12 protein-coding genes and 1 rRNA gene are annotated in these 15,681 nt (G+C 67.4%); 6 read left to right on the top strand and 7 right to left on the bottom strand.

From position 1 onward, the window contains the following. Positions 1-78 (top strand): 5S ribosomal RNA (rrf, locus tag HOV77_RS27085); the annotation flags it as partial. Between the two features lie 77 nt (positions 79-155). Here the strand turns inward: rrf and HOV77_RS27080 are convergent. The 3 genes from HOV77_RS27080 to HOV77_RS27070 form a co-directional block, all read right to left on the bottom strand. Next, a complete protein-coding gene (locus tag HOV77_RS27080; RefSeq protein ID WP_290866467.1) occupies positions 156-860 on the bottom strand; it encodes a hypothetical protein in 705 nt (234 codons plus the stop codon). A 47-nt stretch (positions 861-907) separates the two neighbouring features. After that, complete coding sequence (locus HOV77_RS27075) at positions 908-1,480, bottom strand: hypothetical protein (protein WP_290866465.1); 573 nt, start codon at positions 1,478-1,480, stop codon at positions 908-910. 77 nt (positions 1,481-1,557) lie between these two features. Then, positions 1,558-2,427 carry a hypothetical protein gene (locus tag HOV77_RS27070; RefSeq protein WP_290866463.1) on the bottom strand — a complete coding sequence of 290 codons (870 nt, stop codon included), beginning with the start codon at positions 2,425-2,427 and terminating at the stop codon, positions 1,558-1,560. A 103-nt stretch (positions 2,428-2,530) separates the two neighbouring features. Between HOV77_RS27070 and HOV77_RS27065 the strand changes: the two genes are divergently transcribed. Genes HOV77_RS27065 through HOV77_RS27055 form a run of 3 tightly spaced genes read left to right on the top strand, consistent with a single transcriptional unit; the run spans position 2,531 to position 6,865 of the window. After that, positions 2,531-5,152, top strand: a complete 2,622-nt coding sequence (locus HOV77_RS27065; RefSeq protein WP_290866461.1) for a valine--tRNA ligase — start codon at positions 2,531-2,533, stop codon at positions 5,150-5,152. A gap of 10 nt (positions 5,153-5,162) precedes the next feature. After that, complete coding sequence (locus HOV77_RS27060; protein WP_290866459.1) at positions 5,163-6,527, top strand: folylpolyglutamate synthase/dihydrofolate synthase family protein; 1,365 nt, start codon at positions 5,163-5,165, stop codon at positions 6,525-6,527. Continuing rightward, positions 6,524-6,865 carry a DUF4233 domain-containing protein gene (locus tag HOV77_RS27055; protein WP_290866457.1) on the top strand — a complete coding sequence of 114 codons (342 nt, stop codon included), beginning with the start codon at positions 6,524-6,526 and terminating at the stop codon, positions 6,863-6,865. The genes HOV77_RS27060 and HOV77_RS27055 overlap by 4 nt, the downstream gene beginning before the upstream one ends. A gap of 107 nt (positions 6,866-6,972) precedes the next feature. Here the strand turns inward: HOV77_RS27055 and HOV77_RS27050 are convergent, their stop codons facing one another. Continuing rightward, on the bottom strand, positions 6,973-8,298 hold the full coding sequence (locus HOV77_RS27050; RefSeq protein WP_290866455.1) for a VOC family protein: 1,326 nt from the start codon (positions 8,296-8,298) through the stop codon (positions 6,973-6,975). 221 nt (positions 8,299-8,519) lie between these two features. On the opposite strand from HOV77_RS27050, the gene ndk reads away from it, so the two are divergent. Then, a complete protein-coding gene (gene ndk / locus HOV77_RS27045; protein ID WP_290866454.1) occupies positions 8,520-8,930 on the top strand; it encodes a nucleoside-diphosphate kinase in 411 nt (136 codons plus the stop codon). A 52-nt stretch (positions 8,931-8,982) separates the two neighbouring features. Here ndk and HOV77_RS27040 read toward each other — a convergent pair whose 3' ends face one another. Both HOV77_RS27040 and HOV77_RS27035 read right to left on the bottom strand, forming a co-directional pair. Next, positions 8,983-10,068, bottom strand: a complete 1,086-nt coding sequence (locus HOV77_RS27040; protein WP_290866452.1) for an LCP family protein — start codon at positions 10,066-10,068, stop codon at positions 8,983-8,985. A 60-nt stretch (positions 10,069-10,128) separates the two neighbouring features. Continuing rightward, complete coding sequence (locus tag HOV77_RS27035; protein WP_290866451.1) at positions 10,129-12,132, bottom strand: FAD-dependent oxidoreductase; 2,004 nt, start codon at positions 12,130-12,132, stop codon at positions 10,129-10,131. 277 nt (positions 12,133-12,409) lie between these two features. Here HOV77_RS27035 and HOV77_RS27030 point away from each other — a divergent pair, with 277 nt between their 5' ends. Beyond that, the gene (locus HOV77_RS27030; protein WP_290866472.1) at positions 12,410-13,573 is read left to right on the top strand and encodes an LCP family protein; all 1,164 of its coding nucleotides are present in this window, start codon (positions 12,410-12,412) and stop codon (positions 13,571-13,573) included. Here HOV77_RS27030 and HOV77_RS27025 read toward each other — a convergent pair. Next, a complete protein-coding gene (locus tag HOV77_RS27025) occupies positions 13,563-15,650 on the bottom strand; it encodes an acyltransferase family protein (RefSeq protein WP_290866449.1) in 2,088 nt (695 codons plus the stop codon). The two genes, HOV77_RS27030 and HOV77_RS27025, sit on opposite strands and share 11 nt — an antisense overlap. Positions 15,651-15,681 lie beyond the last annotated feature (31 nt).

Genomic DNA, 15,681 nt, shown 5'->3' with positions numbered 1-15,681 from the left:
CCGAACCCGGAAGCTAAGCCCTCCAGCGCCGATGGTACTGCACCGGGGACGGTGTGGGAGAGTAGGACACCGCCGGACAAACTTCCAAATGAGCCCTCGCGAAAGCGGGGGCTCATTTGCGTACCCGGACTGCGTTCGGCGAACTAATCGCGGGACTATTTTCGGTGCTCGATCGCCGTACGCAGATCGCGCATGACAGTCGCGGATTCCTCGCTATCGCGTTCGGGAAACATGGCGAGCGCAATGCTGCCGTAGTCGGCCCATCCGCAGATCGTCATGGCGTCGGAGCCTTCGGCGGTGCCGCAGCGCATCACGCCGCCCAGCGATCCCGCGTCCACTTCCACGACGTCGCGTACGCCGCCCGCCTGGTCGTCCAGCAGTGCGAAGAGGCTGTCGAGCTCCTTGGCCGGCCGGGCCAGGAAAGCGCTGCCGCCGACGAAGAGCACCGATCGCGACGCGTGCTCGGGATCGCCGTAGACCCCGGCGACGGTGTCGTTGAGGGAGAAGCCGGCGTCCAGCACCGTACGCAGATCGTCGGCGGCCGACTTGGCGGCGTCCGTCGTGTCGAGCGTGAGGCCGGCGGCGTTGGCCGGGGTCGTCAGCGTGGCGTCTTTCTGCGTCCACATCCGATAACCCGTCGGGCCCAACGTGATCCCCGCGGCCAGTACGCCACAGCCGACCACGGAGCCTGTCATCGCCAGCCAACGGCGACGGCGGGACCAGCCGGCCCAGCGGCTGGCGACACTCGGCGGGGTGACGATCTCCCCCGACTCGGGGGACAAGACCGTCGACTGGGGCTCGGACGCTGATCGCGCTGCCGGTACCTGCTCTGTGCGTACCTTATCGTGCTGTTCTGTCATGATTTTGACCTCCCGCGACCCGCGGAGCTTAGCAAGCGCGGACCTTGTCAGCGTGACTCCACGGCGGACCGTACGTCGACCATCTCGCGCCCAGCGACCTGGAGATCGTCGGCGGGCACGAAGGTGACGATTCCGACGCTGCCGTGGTCGGCCCACCCACACATCACTCCGCGGTGACCGGACCACTCCTTGTCTCTGACGTACGCGCACTTGGCGACGCCGCCGAGATCTCCGGCAGGCACCTCGGTGACCGAGCCCATCTCGTCGTAGGCGGCGCCGACCTCCGCCAGCAGGCGCCGCACATCGTGGTCGGGCCGAAGCGTGAAGCCCGCGCCCGCGACCACCACGACGACGGGGAGCTTGTCCGGGTGTCCATAGATCGCGATTTGGCCGACGGCGTCAGCGGGAATGTCTAAGTGGAAGCTGTCGGTCGACCGGGGCAGGCCGAGAACGGTATCCGGGATCGTGATGGTCGCCGGATACTCGCGGGCGATCGGTACGCCGATCCACAACCCCGTTCCGCAGATCGCGAGACCCAGCAGCGCGAGGCAGAACAGGGCGAACGCCCAGGGACGACGGCGCTCGGCCGGGGCGATCGGGACGTCGGTTGCGAGGGACACGCGCGATCCTATGGCGCGGCGACGATCCTGTGTGCCCCACCGGCCCGGGCGTGAGAAGCGCGGGCGGGTGGGGAGAGTCAGCGGTGCTGGATGGTCTGCCGGAAGTCGAGCAGCAGCTTGGCGGCCTCGGTCGTACTCCGGTCGAAGAACATCACCATGCCGAGCGAGCCGTGGTCGGCCCAGCCGCAGATGGCGAGCTTGACGCCACCGGTGACTGAGGTGGCGCACTCCGCGCGCCCGCCGAGCGAACCGGCCGGGACGGCCTTGCGCCCGGTGATCGGCAGGCCGCCGGACTCGATCGCGCCGTACGCCGAGTTCAGCTGGGCCTGCGGGCGCAGGATGAGCTTGGTGCCCGCGAAGATCATGACGATCTTCTGCTGGGCGTCGCTCTCCTTGTGGTAGACCCCGGCGGCGGTGGTCGAGAAGCCTGCGCCCTGCTTGAGGTCGCTGTCCATCTGGTCGCCGATCGACTTCAGCTCCGGCGACGTCGAGCGAGGGAAGCCGGCGATGGTGTCCGGGGCGGACACGGTGGCGGGGTACTCCGCCATGATCGGCTTGCCGAAGATGTAGCCGGCGACGCCACCCGCGAGCACGATGACGAGCGCCACCGCCAGGAAGATCTTGAGCTTGCCGCGCTTCCGGGGCGGGTCGTCGAAAGCGGTCGCGGCGGCTGCGGCGTCGGCGAAGCTGGGTGGTGCGGCTGCGGGAGGCTGCGGAGTGCCTGGTTGCACCTGACTGGGGTACACCTGGCGGGGGTATTCGGCAGTGTGCTGATCGGCGAAGCTGTCGTTGAGTTCGCCGAGGCGGGCGTACGGGTCGTGGGGGTCGTCGCCGTGTCCGCCGGACGGCTGGTAGCCGTGCTGCGGCCGGTACCCGGCGGGCCCCGGTTGTGCGCGGTCGCGCTCAACGCGGGAGGACGGCTGCGAGCCGCCGGAGGGGTAGGTCACGGTTTGGCTCCTTTGCGGGGGTGCCGGGCGATCGTAAACGGTCTCAGCGCTTCGAGGCCACCGCCGCGGTCGGGCGTACCGAGCCGGTCCGTAGACTGACCTGGTGACCGAGTCTGCCCAGAACACCCCCTCGACCGTCGAGCTCGCCGCCGCGTACCAGCCCGGTGAGGTGGAGCAACGCCGATATGAGCAGTGGGTCGCCGACGGGCACTTCAGCGCGGACGCCGCGAGCGACAAGCCGCCGTTCACCATCGTCATCCCACCGCCGAACGTGACCGGATCGTTGCACATCGGTCACGCCCTCGACCACACGATCCAGGACTCCATCGTCCGCCGCAAGCGCATGCAGGGCTTCGAGACGCTCTGGCTGCCGGGCATGGACCACGCCGGCATCGCCACCCAGAACGTCGTGGAGCGAAAGCTCGCCGCCGAGGGCCTGTCCCGGCACGACCTCGGCCGCGAGGCCTTCGTCAAGAAGGTCTGGGAGTGGAAGGCCGAGTCCGGCGGCGCGATCCTGGGCCAGATGCGCCGGCTCGGCGACTCGGTCGACTGGAGCCGCGAGCGGTTCACCATGGACGACGGCCTGTCCCGGGCAGTGCAGACGATATTCAAGCGGCTTTACGACGACGGCCTGATCTACCGGGCCGAGCGCATCATCAACTGGTGCCCGCGTTGTCTCACCGCGCTGTCGGACATCGAGGTCGAGCACTCGGACGACGAGGGCGAGCTGGTTTCGATCCGCTACGGCGACGGTGACGACGCGATCGTGGTCGCCACCACCCGAGTGGAGACGATGCTCGGCGACACCGCGGTCGCGGTGCACCCCGACGACGAGCGCTACCAGCACCTGATCGGCACCGAGGTCGAGCTGCCGTTCACCGGCCGGCGGATTCCGATCGTGGCCGACGAGCACGTCGACCCGGCCTTCGGCACCGGCGCGGTCAAGGTGACTCCGGCGCACGACCCCAACGACTTCGAGATCGGCCAGCGGCACTCGCTGCCCTCGCTCACCATCATGGACGAGCGCGGCGTCGTCACGGCGCACGGCCCGTTCGAGGGCCTCGACCGCTTCGAGGCGCGCCCGGCGATCGTGGCGGCGCTGCGGGAGCAGGGCCGAATCGTCGCGGAGAAGCGTCCCTACCTGCACGCCGTCGGCCACTGCTCCCGGTGCAAGACCACTGTGGAGCCTCGCCTGTCGTTGCAGTGGTTCGTCAACACCGGGCCGCTGGCGAAGGCGGCCGGCGACGCGGTCCGCGACGGCCGGGTCCGGGTCGAGCCGGTCGAGCTGGCCAAACGCTACTTCGCCTGGGTCGACAACATGCACGACTGGTGCATCTCGCGACAGCTGTGGTGGGGCCATCGCATCCCGGTCTGGTACGGCCCGGCCGGTGAGGTCGTCTGCGTCGGCCCCGACGAGCAGCCGCCGTCCGGCGAGGGCTGGAAGCAGGACGAGGACGTCCTCGACACCTGGTTCTCCAGCGCGTTGTGGCCGTTCTCCACGCTCGGCTGGCCCGAGCCGACGGCCGATCTGGCCAAGTTCTACCCGACGAGTGTCCTGGTCACGGGCTACGACATCCTCTTCTTCTGGGTCGCCCGGATGATGATGTTCGGGCTCTACGCGATGGACGGCAAGCAGCCGTTCGACGTGGTCGCGCTGCACGGCATGGTCCGCGACCAGTACGGCAAGAAGATGTCGAAGTCGTTCGGCAACGTGGTCGACCCGCTGGACTGGATGGACCGCTTCGGCGCCGACGCCACCCGGTTCGCCCTGGCCCGCGGCTCGAACCCCGGCTCCGACGTCGCCGTCAGCGAAGAGTGGGTGCAGGGCGCGCGCAACTTCTGCAACAAGCTGTGGAACGCCACGCGGTTCGCCCTGCTCAACGGTGCGACCGTCGAAGGGCCGCTGCCCACTGAACTGTCCGCTGTGGACCGGTGGATTCTGTCCCGGCTCCAGCACACCCTCGCCGAGGTGGACGAGTACTTCGAGGGTTTCGAGTTCGCGAAGGCTTGCGACGCCTTGTTCCACTTCGCCTGGGACGACGTCTGCGACTGGTACGTCGAACTCGCCAAGCCGGTGCTCGCCGCCGGGGGTGAGGGCGCTGAGCGTACCCGGCGGGTGCTGGGGCACGTCCTCGACCAGCTGCTGCGGCTGCTCCACCCGGTCATCCCGTTCGTCACCGACGAGTTGTGGTCGGCGCTCACCCGCCGTCCGACGCTCGTCTCGGACGCGTGGCCGACCGTCGACAAAGGACTGATCGACGACGCGGCCGAGGCCGAGCTCGAGGCGCTCCAGCGGGTGGTCACCGAGGTCCGCCGGTTCCGGGCCGACCAGGGCCTCAAGCCCGGTCAGCGGGTGGCGGCGACGCTCGCGGGGCTCGAGGCCGTGGGCATCTCCGGCCACGAGGATCTGATTTTCTCGCTGGTACGCCTAGAGCACGCGGCCGACGGGTTCGCCGCGACGGCGACGCTGACCGTCGCCGGTGGCGTGACCGTCGCACTCGACACCCGGGGCAGCATCGACGTCGCCGCCGAGCGGGCGCGGCTGACCAAGGACCGCGCGGCCGCCGAGAAGGAGGCCGCCCAGTGCCGGGCCAAGCTGGGCAACGAGGCGTTCACCGCCAAGGCTCCGGCCGAGGTGGTCGCCAAGATCGAGCAGCGGCTGGCGGCGGCCGAATCCGACCTGGCCCGGATCGACGCCGCACTCGCCGCCCTCCCGAGCGCATGACGAGGGCATCATGAGCGACGAAGTCTCGGAGAAGATGCGGGCCGCCGAGGGGGAGCTGGAATCTCGCGGCTTCACCCGGATGGTCTTCGACCTCGGGCGGATCACCGAACTACTCGACGTGCTCGGTAGTCCGCAGCGTGCGTACCCGTCGATTCACCTGACCGGGACGAACGGCAAGACGTCGACGGCCCGGATGATCGACAGCCTGTTGCGGGCTTATGGCCTGCACACCGGGCGTTACACGAGCCCGCACCTGGAGACGGTGCGGGAGCGGATCAGCCTCGACGGCGAGCCGGTCGACGAAGAGCGCTTCACGCGGATCTATGACGAGGTCGCGCCGGTCGCGAAGCTGCTCGACGACCGTAACGTCGCCGGCGCAGGCGAGCCGCTGACGTACTTCGACATGACCACGGCGCTGGCCTTCGCGACGTTCGCCGACGCCCCGGTCGACGTGGCCGTGGTCGAAGTCGGCCTCGGCGGCGCGGACGACTCGACCAACGTCCTGCAGGCCGGCGTCACCGTGATCACGCCGATCGGCCTGGACCACACCGAATGGCTGGGCGACACGGTGTACGACATCGCGCTGGCCAAGTCCGGGATCGTCCACTCCGGATCGACGCTGATCTGCGCGCAGCAGCCCGAGGAGGCGATGGAGCCGATCCTCGAACGGTGCGCGGACGTCGGTGCGACAATCGCCCGTGAGGGCCTCGAGTTCGGCGTGATCCAGCGGAACGTGGCGCTCGGCGGCCAGGTGCTGACGCTCCAGGGACTCGGTGGCGTGTACGAGGACGTCTTCATCTCGCTGCACGGCGCTCACCAGGCGCAGAACGCCGCCGTAGCGCTGGCCGCCGTCGAGGCCTTCCTCGGTGCGGGCGGCGGCGTCGGCAAGGTCAAGCAGCTCGACATCGAACTCATCCGGGAAGGCTTCGCCTCGGCGAGCTCGCCCGGACGGCTGGAGCGCGTACGCAGCGCGCCGACGATCCTGCTGGACGCCGCGCACAACCCGCACGGGATGACCGCCACCGTCGCCGCGCTGACCGAGGAGTTCACCTTCCATCGGCTGGTCGGCGTCCTGGCCGCCTTCGCCGACAAGGACGTGCACGGCGTACTGGAGCTACTCGAACCGGTGCTCGACGAGATCGTCGTCAGCCGCAACTCGTCGCCGCGCTCGATGGCGCCCGACCAGCTCGGCGCGCTGGCGATCGAGATCTTCGGCGAAGACCGCGTCCACATCGTCCCCGACCTGCCCGACGCCATCTCGGAAGCGGTCGTCCTCGCCGAGGAGGATCAGGACGGCCCGCTCAGCGGCGTCGGCGTACTCATCACCGGCTCGGTCGTGACCGTGGCCGACGCCCGGAGGCTGCTGAAGCGATGACCCAATCAGGACTCCGCAACCCCGAGAAGGCCGTTCGCGGGCTCGGCGCGGCGGCACTGTCGCTCGAAGGGCTCACCCTGCTGCTCGGCATCGCCCCGATCCGCATGCTCGGCACCGGGCACCCCAACGCGGCGATCATCATCCTGATCGTGACCGCGGTGGCGGCCTTCACCCTGGCCGGAATGATGGGCCGACCCTGGGCCTGGCCCGCCGGTGGGGCGCTCCAGGTGGTGCTGATCGTCGGCGGGCTCGCGCACTGGATGATCGCGGCCGTCGGGGTGGTCTTCGGAATCGCCTGGCTCTACGTGCTGCACGTACGCCGCCAGATCCTCTCCTGACTCGCTTCTTTCCTGCTTCTTTTCCTGCAGATCACGGTTATGCATGGCTGGGAGCGCTTCCACGGCCTGCGCAACCGTGATCTGCAGGTGAACGGGTGAGGCGGAGACTAGTGGCGGGAGCGCCACTGGGTCAGGTTCACCGCGTGCCCGTCGGGGTCGCGGAAGGCAGCCGCCCACAGCTCCAGGCGCTCGCCGCGGTTGACTACGCGTGGTGCGTACGTGAAGGAGACGCCCTTCTCGACGAGTTCGGCGTGCACCCGGTCCAGGTCGTCGACCTCGAGGTTCAGGTGCGTGAGGCGTCGGTTGCCCGCGGTCAGGTCCTCGGCCCGCCGCAGCACGAGACGGGTGTCGCCAGACGACAGGACGGCGTTGCCGTAGCCGCTGTCGATCTCGTCGAAGCCGAGCAGGTCCCGGTAGAAGGCCACCGAGCGATCCACGTCGGCGACCAGCAGCGTCACACCGACGGAGTTCACCGAGCCGCCACCGTGCGCCGAGTACGCCGGGATCGGGTCGACCGGCGGCTCGGTGCGGCCGAGGAACCCGCCGTCCTCCGGGCTCATGCGGGGATTCGGCGGTAGATCGCCCAACGCGGACGGAGTCGCCTCGGAGAAGTCGATGATGTCGACCCGCAGCGGAGCGTCCGGGCCCTCGACGATCTGGCCTTCCAGGACCTGCGTCGTCCCGCCGCCTTCGGCCGGTTCCTCGCGGCGATCCTCCCGCCGATCTTCCCGTCGCGGGCGGGGCCGGGGACGGCGGCGATGGGGGAGTTCCGGCCCTTCGGGCCCTTCGTCGTCCACGGGCGGCCCCTGCGCGGCCCGGGCGGCGGCGACCTCCTCGGCGAGGTCGGAGTCCCGGTAACCGGCGAGATCTTCGCGGTCGTCCTCGTCGTAGTCCTCGAACCGCATCTGCCCCGGGCGGCTCGCATGGTCGTCGTAGAGCGGGTCGTCGTCGACGAGGCCCTCGTACTCCGAGTACGCATCGTCCTGGTAGCGCTGCGTGTGCGTGAGGATCTCGTCCCAGAGCACGCGTACGCGGCGGATGTCGTCGACGGCCACCCGGATCGGCAGGACGTCGCCGACGGTGGGCCACTTCGCCACCGGAACCCGGGGATCGCGTACGCGAACGGACGCCGGCGGATGCCCGGGCGCTTCGATCTGCAGGTGCATCTCGATGCGGCCGTGCGTCAGCGTGGCGGGCGGTTCGGTGGCTTCCAGGACATGGGCGGTGCCGACGACGAACGCCCGGTCGGCTCCTCGGAACGAACTGGTCAGCAGGAGCGCGACCGCCAAGATCAGCATGGCGACCCCGACGGCGCCGAGCGGCCAGCTCGTCAGGCCGAGCCCGGCCATCGCGGTGAAGACGCCGAGCGAGCCCAGGGCCACCGCACCGGTCGCGCGTACTGCCCCGATCTTCTTCCGCTGGCCGTTTGCCACGTTTCGTCCCTCCCCGGCGACCGTCGTCCCCCAACGACCCGATCGTGCCACAGCGGGGGAAGTCGGCGTCTTGGAGTAAACATAGGGGGACGTCGCGGCCTGCGGAAGGGCCGATCGGGTGTGGCTGGCGGGGGTTCGCCGTGGCCTGCCCGGCTCGGTCGGTAGTCTGCTGATGAACCACGCTCACAAAAGGGGCGCAGCACGAACCCAGGAGGAACCTCGTGGCCGAGCGCACGCTCGTACTGATCAAGCCGGACGCCGTACGCCGGGGACTGGTCGGGGAGATCATCAGCCGGTTCGAGCGCAAGGGGCTCTCGATCGACGCGCTGGTGCTGCGCACGATGGACGCCGAGCTCGCCGACGCGCACTACGCCGAGCACGTCACGAAGGCGTTCTACCCGCCGCTGAAGCAGTTCATGACCTCGGGACCGCTGCTCGCGGCGATCATCTCCGGCGACGAGGCGATCGCCGTCGTGCGTACGCTCGTCGGCGCGACCGACGGCCGGGCGGCCGCGGCCGGCACCATCCGAGGCGACCTGTCACTGTCCAACCGGGAGAACCTCGTGCACGCCTCGGACTCGACCGAGTCCGCCGAGCGCGAGATCAAACTCTGGTTCCCCGAACTCGTCTGAGACGCCGGAGGGCCGCCGGGAAATCCCGGCGGCCCTCCGTTTCGATTCGAATCTAGGACTTGGACGGCTGCCAGGTGGCCGCGGTGTCCTTGTTGATCGCGTCGAAGAGCGTCGCGGCGACGGACTTATTGGCGTAAACCACGCTCTGCGAACCCTCCCACCCGGTGCCGGTCGTCGGATTCGTGATGAACCGGATCTTGCTGCTGCTGATGCCACGCAAGTCCATGGCCGTGCCGAACAGGTCGAACTTCTTGTCCGCCGATATGGCGCTCGCGGTCGCCTTCAGGAAGTCGTTCAGCTTTCCCGGATCGGTCAGAATGCCGGCACTGGTGGCCTTCGTGAGGATCGCCTTGATGACCTGCTGCTGATGCTTGATTCGTGCGAAGTCGCCGTCCGCGAACTGCTTGCGCTGGCGCGCGTAGTCGAGCGCCTCGGTGCCGTCGAGATGCTGCATGCCCGCCTTGAACTTCCGGTACGGCGGATGGATGGAGGTGAAGTCCTTCTCGACGTTGACCTCGATGCCGCCCAACGCGTCGACCACCTGGGCGAAGCCGGCGAAGTCGATGACGACTACGTGGTCGATCCGAACCTTGGTGTACTGCTCCACCGTCCGAACCATGAGCGGGATGCCACCCCACGCGAACGCGGCGTTGATCTTGGCCTTCACCCCGCCGTGCCCGTTGGCACTGCGCGGAATGTCCAGCCAGGTGTCACGGGGAATGGAGACGACCTGCGCGCTTGAGTGATCGGCGGTCACATGGGCGAGCATGATTGTGTCGGTCCGGGATCCGTCGACGTCCGGATTCCGCGAATCGCTGCCGAGGATCAAAATGTTCATGGCCTTGGTAGCCTCGGCCGGCTTCGTCGGTCGCTCCGACTCGACGACTTCGGCGAAGGCGTCCACCCGCGTCACCTTGTTCTCGACCGACTTGACGTAGAGGCGGAGCGCGATGAGCGTACCGCCGGCGATCACGGCCAGGACGACAAGGCTCCACAGCGTGACACGAAGCCAACGTCGCCGCTTCTTGGCCGGCGGCTGCTCCGTCGCGTCCGCCAGGCTTGAGTTTTCCGGTTCATCGCCCCCGTGGGCGATCTCCCGCGAATCGAGGACCGGTTCCGGGTCCGAGGGGATCGACATGGGACCAGACAATACAGCGCCGCGGCTGACCAGCCGAACCGCCGATCACGGGTGGTCCGGTCAGTCTGGCGCGAATCGTACGGCGTCGGCCACGACGACTCCGTCGGTGCCGTCGGTGCGTATGGTCACCTTCTCCTTGCCGGTGGCCGCGAAGCGGAAGGATCCGACCGACACCCATACGCCGCCGGACGAACGCTGATCGATCGTCACCGTCGTCGTTCCGCTCGAGTGGAGGATGTCGACCGGCACGTTGCCCGCTCGATCGGCCTTCGCCGTCCAGCGCAAATAAACCGTGTACATGCCTTGAGCGGGAAGCTTCGGAACGAAGGAAATGCTCGTTGTACCCTTCGGTGCGTTGGCGTCGTGTTCGTAGTCGTAGCCGTAGTACCCGCCGACGGATTTGCTGCTCGCCCACTTGCCGACGCGCGACACACCAGGGCCGCCGTTGTCGAGGATGACGTCTGCGGCGTCGGCCGGCCATGCCAGCACCTGGCCATCGGCGCGCAATCGTGCGGTGAGGCGGCCATAGTCGACGGCCTGGACGTCCTGATCGGACTCGATCGCCATCACTGCGGCCGTGGCGGACGACTGGCCCAGAATCATGAAGACCGGCTCCATCCGGATCGATCCGTACGCGGTGTGAGTCGCCGCCAGACAGACCGGAACGAAAAGATTGGTGCACTGTGAGGCGATGGGAACGATGGATCTATAGCTGACCGGGAACGGACCCGCGACCGGTACGGCAACGCTGCCCTCGTTGAGGACGCCCTCCGTGTGAACCACACGATTGCAGTTGTGTGAGTCGACGAAGTAGCTGGCCAATCCCACCGAGTCAGGGGCCTTGGTGGTTCCGAAGCAGTCGTGCTCCGTCATGATGTACGCCGATCGCATGCGGCGTGCCTCGCGGACGTAGAGTTGCGGAGGCCAGCCTCCAGTCTCGGTGAACTCGCCCGGATCAAGCCCCCATTGCTGTGTCTGTTCGCGTACCCAGGGCGGCAAGCCCGGGTCGTTTGCGAGGCACCACATCAGCCCTTGCTGGAACCGGAGGTGCTCGGCGACGATTGCGGCGCGCTCGGCCGCCGAGGCCGTGGGGTACGAGTGATTGGCGCCGATGAAGTCGGTCGAGAACGGGCCGGAGGTGTTGACATCGAACTTCTGACGCCCGACCTCGAACGCTCGGAAGAAGTCGCCGGTGTAACCGGATCTGACCAGACGCCGAAGCAGTTCGTAGTCCGCGGAGTCATATCCTTCCGGCTTCGGGAACGGAATGCGATCCGGTGACTTGGTCAGGCACATCCGGTAGTTGTACGCCTGGATCGTGTCGTCGGCGCTGCCGTTCGGGCCGATCGACGCGATGATCCCGGGCAGTAGCCCCGATGCGGTGACCCCCTCGGTCCGGTACGGCGAGACGAAGAGGGTGTGCTGCCGTTCGACGCTCAGATGGACGCCGTTGTACGCCTCGCCGAAGGTGCCGTTGCTCTCTCGCCCCACAAGCCAGTCCACCCGAGCTTCAGCCATGAGGTCGCCCTCGTAGCTGGCGTCGATGAAGACCCGTCCGGTGAAGGTCTGGCCGTTGTCGGCTTCCAAGGCCGTGATGCGGCTCCCCGAACGGACCGCCCGCCGAAGGCGTAGGCCGGTGTAGACCGGTATGTCTGCTTCATCCAGCAAGTCGTCCATGACCTCACGCGCGACATGCGGTTCGAAGGTGTATCGCATCGGCGAGTCGGCGGTGTGCTTCGTCGAGGTGTACTTGGCGTAGACGCGGCGGAAGAACTCTGCCGCCAGCCCACCGATCGATTCCTTGGCGCCGAGGTCGGAGTTGCCCAGTCCGCCTGTGATCATGCCGCCGACGTGCGAACCGGGCTCGACGATCACCGCTCGGCGGCCCATCCGACGAGCCTGAACGGCAGCGATGATTCCCGCTGGCGTGGCGCCGAAGACGACGATGTCGGCCGTGACTTCCCGGCCGGTGAGGGCCACGATGCCGGCCGCCGTTCCACCCGCGACCAGAACGCCCGTTCCGCCGAGGAGCAGCGCTCTGCGGCGCGTCAGGTGAAACGACATGAGCCCGTCCTTTGCGGGTTCGGCGGCCTCTCCGGCCTGAGGTGAGCAGCATTGAACTGTAGCCAATCGCCTCCGAACATGTGGGCCGGACCTTGACGGAGACGCCAGCCGAGAATCGCTCGGGGAATAGATGCTGTGATTTGCCCAAGTATGCGTATTGCACAGGCATCGCCGGGCTGCGTGCTGTCGCCTCGGGCTAGTACGGTACGAAGAACCCGGAGGTCGACGGGCGCTGCCAAACCGGGGGCGGCGATGAGATGGGCGGAAAACCGTGCGAATGAACACCGATGATCGCCGGTCCGGCGGTCGCCGGCGCTTAGAGCCCCATCGCCGGGATCTGGCGGATGATCAATTGTCGTCCAGCAAGGTGGCCAAGAAGGTCAAGAGCCCGTTGTGGGCCAAGCTCGTCGTGGTTCTGGGCGCGTTGCTGATGGTCGCGAGTGGTGGTGTTGCCGCCACGGTGAACGTCATGCTTGGGAAGGTCGACGACGCGGTAGACCAGGAGAGCATGCTGGGCGACTCGGTCGCCACTCCGACGGAGAAGGGGCCTGTTCTGCAGGGCCCTCTGAATTTGCTCCTGATCGGCGTGGACGAGCGGACGGTGAGTGACGACCCGGAGGGCACTCGTGCGGACACCATCATCGTCTTCCACATCAACGCTGCTCACGACAAGGCCTACTTCCTGTCGGTGCCGCGAGACACACTCGCGGACATTCCGGCGTTCCCCAAGACCAAGTTCGGTGGCCGCAAAGAGAAGATCAACGCGGCTTTCCAGCACGGAAGCGACAACGGCGGCGGCCGGACCGGCGGGTTCGAGCTGCTTGCGAACACGGTTTCAAAGGTGACGGGCATCACTTTCAACGCCGGCGCGATCGTGAACTTCGCCGGCTTCCAATCAGTCGTAGAGGCCCTCGGCGGGGTCAACATGTGCATCGACCAGAAAGTCACCTCCATTCACCGTGACGTCAAAGGCAACGAGCTGCCCTCGGGCGTGCCGGCGATGACTTATCAACCGGGCTGCCGCCATCTAGAGCCGTGGCAGGCGCTCGACTATGTCCGTCAGCGACACACCTCCGGCGGTGACTACGACCGCCAGCGGCACCAGCAGCAGTTCCTCAAGGCAGTGGCCAAGGAAGCCATGAGCCAGGGAATGACGGACGTCGGCAAGCTGAACCGAGTCATGTCCGCAGCCGGAAAGACACTGACTTTCGACCCCGGCGCGGCTCACCTCACGGACTGGATCTTCCTCCTGAAGGGAATCGGCACGGACGGCATCCAGATGGTGCGGACGAACGGCGGCGAATACGCGTCGGTCAAGTGTCCCGACAAGTCGTCGTGCCAGTACTTGACCGCCAAGAGCCTGAAGATGTTCGCGGCAGCCAAATCTGACACGCTTGAAGACTTCCTCGCGGAGAATCCGACCTGGCTGGCTAAGGCTTGACACTCACTGCCAGTCCCGCGGCACGGGCGACCGCATCGACGAGGTACGGGCCGAGCGTACGGCTGAACGTCGAGGTGATATGGCCGACGGTGTCGCGGTAGACGATGACGTTGCCGATCACAGCCGGACAACGTGAACTCTTGCAGTAGAAGGATCTGAGGTCGACGACGGCAGTTCCGTCGACCAGACGAGCCGCGCCCAGGAGCGGATCTGTCTCGCTGAAGGCGTGCGACACGGGGGTCGAACAGTCGTCCTTGGCAGGCGAGAATCCGATACGTAGAACGCAGTCAAGCGCGGACTGGTCGACTGCGGGGCTGTCCGCGACGACGACGATCTTGCTTCCACGTTCGGCCACCGGCCGCCATGCGTCGGCGTACATCTGGGAAACCCACGACTTGTCCTGAGCAGTTCGCTGCCGGGCCGCCGTCACTAGAACTACGTCGTAGGCCTTGCCCGTCATGAGCGCCTTCTGGATGTCTCGCATGGCGCCGTCACAGGTGCTTCCAGTGCCGGTTCGCATCCACTGGCAACCCCAGCCGACATAGGCGTCCAGACGCCATCCCCGCGTTTTGAGCTGGGATTTCAGCCCAGGTAGCAGCATGGCGGCATGACTGTCGCCGACGATTGCCACTCGAGTCTTCGCCGATGGATCCCCGTAGGCGCACCGCTTCATCCGTTCCCCCTCGGCGATCCAGCAGTCGAACGCGCCGGCTGTGTCATCGACGAGATCCGCCGGAGCGGGCAGGACGTAGTTCCCCTGGCTGAGCGGGCAGACAAGCGCGGGGTCCAGTGCCGCAGCCCCGAAACACTCGGTAGGACTGCTCGGCGGGCGAACGACTTGCGGCGGGCCCTGAATGACTGCGACGCCGCTCACAAGCAGCAGAGAACCGAGCCCGAGCGCCAATGCCGGCTGCGGTCGCCCGATCCGCATCTTGCCAGGCGACCACCAGGGCCAAGGGGCGTTTCGTAGCGGGTCTTCGACGAAATGGTAGGAGACGACCGCGAGGAGGGAAACCAGGCCGATCGAGAGCACCGGGTACAGCAGGCCCTCAGTGGCCACGAGGGTCGGCAGGAATATCACGACCGGAAAGTGCCAGAGGTAGAGGGAGTAGGAGATGTCACCGAGGTATTGGCTGACTCGATTTGTGAGGGGCCACAGGTATTTCGGTGCGGTGGACGAGCTCCGCTCAGCACCGATGACCAGGGCCGCTCCGGCAACTGGTGCCAACGCCCAGGGGCCGGGGAAGGCGACGTCGGCGCGGAGCGAGAAGATCGAGATCGCCACCGTGGCCAGGCCGAGCCATGCGAGCGCCGTACTGGTGCGTGCCGACCACCTTCTCCCGCGAAGGCGGAGAAGCGCGACGCAGGCCCCGACGCCGAGTTCCCATGCGCGGGAGAAGGTGGAGAAGTATGCGACAGTCGGTCCTGTCGCGGTCTCGAAGACCGACCAACAGAACGAAATGGCGGTGAGGCCGCCTACGGCGGCCAGCGCCGCGGTGAGACGGGCGTCCGCGTTACGGCGCGCATACCTGATCGATAGCGTCAGTACGGCGAGCAGAAGAGCCGGCCAGAGCAGGTAGAACTGCTCCTCCACGGCAAGGGACCAGAAATGCTGGACCGGTGACGGTCGGAGCCCTTGCTGGAAGTAGTCCGCGCCGACTGCGGCGAAGCGCCAGTTCGCGCCGAAGACGGCGGCGGCGACGACATCCACGGACATGTCGCGGAATCGAGACTCGTCGAACAGCATCCGCCCGAAAGCCAGCGTCGTCCCGAGAACGAGGATCGCCGCCGGAAGGATTCGCTTGGCCCGCCTGATGTAGAACCCGCGAAGCGAGATACGTCCGGTTTGGCCGTACTCGCGCAGCAGCAGGGACGTGATCAGATAGCCCGAGATCACGAAGAAGACGTCCACGCCCACGAAACCCCCGCGGGGATAAGCGAGCAGGTGGTCGCCGATGACCGCGGCGACAGCGATCATCCGGAGGCCCTGTATGTCAGGTCGCCGCCTGCCGTGCGGCCGACTCTGGAGAAGCCATGGTTCGGCGTCGATCGTGCCGACCGTTTCCAATCGGCTCACTTCGCGGGCTGCCGGATAGCTGCCGAGCGCT

It is taken from the genome of Hamadaea sp., from assembly GCF_013362815.1.
Classification (GTDB): Bacteria; Actinomycetota; Actinomycetes; order Mycobacteriales; family Micromonosporaceae; genus Hamadaea.
Note: the sequence above shows the minus strand (reverse complement) of the source record. Positions and strands in the feature narration are given on the sequence as shown.